Origin of the sequence: Vibrio sp. SALL6 (assembly GCF_002002385.1) — a bacterium.
Taxonomy (GTDB): domain Bacteria; phylum Pseudomonadota; class Gammaproteobacteria; order Enterobacterales; family Vibrionaceae; genus Vibrio; species Vibrio parahaemolyticus.
On record NZ_MQVK01000032.1, the window covers coordinates 1 to 2,865 of the forward strand.

Here is a 2,865-nt window from a genome sequence, read left to right on the forward strand (position 1 = left end):
CTGTTGAAAATGCCATTGCAAATCAAGTGTTATCGGAAGATTTCGATACATACACGATCGACTTGAATGAAGTATTCAAAGATACTGATTCCTCGCTAGAATTCTCAGTCTCTGGCAATAACAGCATCCAAATTTCTATTGTGAATGGTGTTGCTACCATTTCACCAACAGCAGACTGGAACGGCTCAGAAGCGTTGACCTTTACCGCCACCGATCCAAGCGGTGAAAGCGTTAGCCAAACGGTGAATTTCACGGTTGCACCAGTAGTCGACATCGAGGCTGACAGCACGAATGTGTTCGAAGAAACACCAACTATCATTAACGTCTTAGGTAACGACACGTTTGAAGGCAAAGATAAAGTGGTGTCTCTGGACGCTGAGAATGGTCCTAAAAATGGTACCGTCATCGTAAACAACGATGGTACGGTGACCTACACACCAAATGATAACTACATCGGTAAAGATACTTTCACCTACATCGTCACCTCTGGCGGTGTGTCTGAATCCACTACCGTTGAAGTCAATGTGACACCGGTCAACGATGCACCAGTGGCAAAAGATGACACGGCGATTACTGACGAAGACACACCAGTGACGATTGATGTCCTGCCAAACGATACTGATGTGGATGGCGACAAGCTGAGTGTTGAATCAGCCTCTGTACCTAAAGAGCAGGGTACGGTTGAAGTGGTGAATGGCAAACTTGTTTTCACTCCGGCCGAGAACTTCAATGGTGATGCTGAAATTACTTACACTGTAACGGACGGTGAATTGACCGACGAAGCGAGAGTAACTGTTACAGTAAATCCAGTAAACGATGCGCCAACCATCAAGGTTGATGCAGTAGAAAGCATCACTGAAGATGCAGTGAACACTGATACGGTAGTCGCAACCTTAACGGTTCGCGATACTGACACGCCTGAAGACCAATTAGCCGTTTCTTTAGAAAATAACTCAAACGGTTACTTCGTGTTGGTTGGCAATGAAGTCAAGTTGACTCAAGCAGGCGTCGATGCAGTTAACAATGATGAACTTAACCTTAAAGATCTGACTGTCAGCGCGTCAGTATCGGATGGTGTAAATCCAACGGCTAGCGATAGTGACAGTTTGGTTGTGAATCGTGTTAACGATGCACCGACTGTTGAAAATGCCATTGCAGACCAAGTGTTATCGGAAGATTTCGATGCATACACGATCGACTTGAATGAAGTATTCAAAGATTCTGATTCCTCGCTAGAATTCTCAGTCTCTGGCAATAACAGCATCCAAATTTCTATTGTGAATGGCGTCGCCACAATCACTCCGACAGCGGATTGGAATGGCAAAGAGACAATTACGTTTACAGCTAAAGACCCAAGCGGTGAAAGCGTTAACCAAACGGTGGACTTTACGGTTGCACCAGTAGTCGACATCGAGGCTGATAGCGCGGATGTAGTCGAAGACACACCAACCATCATTAACGTCTTAGGTAACGACACGTTTGAAAGCACTGATAAAGTGGTGTCACTGGACGCTGAGAATGGTCCTAAAAATGGCACCGTCATCGTAAACAACGATGGTACGGTGACCTACACACCAGATGACAACTACGTCGGTGAAGATACTTTCACCTACATCGTCACGTCAGGCGGGGTATCGGAATCCACCACGGTGAGCGTTGATGTGACGCCAGAGAATGATGCACCAGTGGCAAAAGATGACACGGCGATTACTGACGAAGACACACCAGTGACGATTGATGTCCTGCCAAACGATACTGATGTGGATGGCGACAAGCTGAGTATTGAATCAGCCTCTGTTCCTAAAGAGCAGGGTACGGTTGAAGTGGTGAATGGCAAACTTGTTTTCACTCCGGCCGAGAACTTTAATGGCGACGCTGAGATTACTTACACCGTCACCGACGGCGCACTGACTGACCAAGCAACGGTCAAAGTCACCGTGAATGCTGTAAACGACACGCCTGTTGTTGAAAGCAACGTCGCAGATCAAACCTTGGCAGAAGACTTCACGCCATACACCATCGATCTAAATACCGTTTTCAGCGATGTGGATAACGTTGATGGCGAGTTAAAGTTTAGCGTCTCTGGCAACAGCAACATCCAAGTGGCGATCGTCAATGGCATTGCCACGATCACTCCAACGGCAGACTGGAACGGCTCAGAAACCTTAACGTTTACTGCTACCGACCCAAGTGGTGAAAGTGTTAGCCAAACGGTGGACTTCACAGTTACCCCTGTGGCGGACATCGTGGCAGACAAAGCGACGGTTGTGGAAGACACGCCAACCATCATCAAGGTCTTAGGTAACGACACGTTCGAAGGCGACAACAAAGTGGTGTCTCTGGACGCTGAGAATAGTCCTAAAAATGGTACCGTCATCGTAAACAACGATGGTACGGTGACCTACACACCAGATGATAACTACGTCGGTAAAGATACTTTCACCTACATCGTCACCTCTGGCGGTGTGTCTGAATCCACCACCGTTGAAGTCAATGTGACACCGGTCAACGATGCGCCAGTGGCGAAAGATGACATCGCTACGACACGAGAAGACACTGCAGTTACTATTGATGTTCTGTCAAACGATACTGATGTGGATGGCGATAAGTTGTCGATCCAATCTGCGACTGTTCCTGAAGCACAAGGTAAAGTAGAGATCGTTGATGGCAAACTCGTCTTCACTCCGGCAGAAAACTTCAATGGCCACGCTGAAATCACCTACACCGTAACGGACGGTCAATTGACCGACGAAGCGAAAGTAACTGTTACAGTAAATCCAGTGAACGATGCGCCAACCATCAAGGTTGATGCAGTAGAAAGCATCACTGAAGATGCAGTGAACACTGATACGGTAGTCGCAACCT

The 2,865-nt window shown here is 47.2% G+C and carries 1 protein-coding gene; it reads left to right on the forward strand.

Going from position 1 to position 2,865, the window contains the following annotated elements; translation table 11 throughout:
• The coding region (locus BIW15_RS19995; protein WP_143694967.1) for a tandem-95 repeat protein at window positions 1–2,865 on the forward strand (2,865 nt) is incomplete at both ends.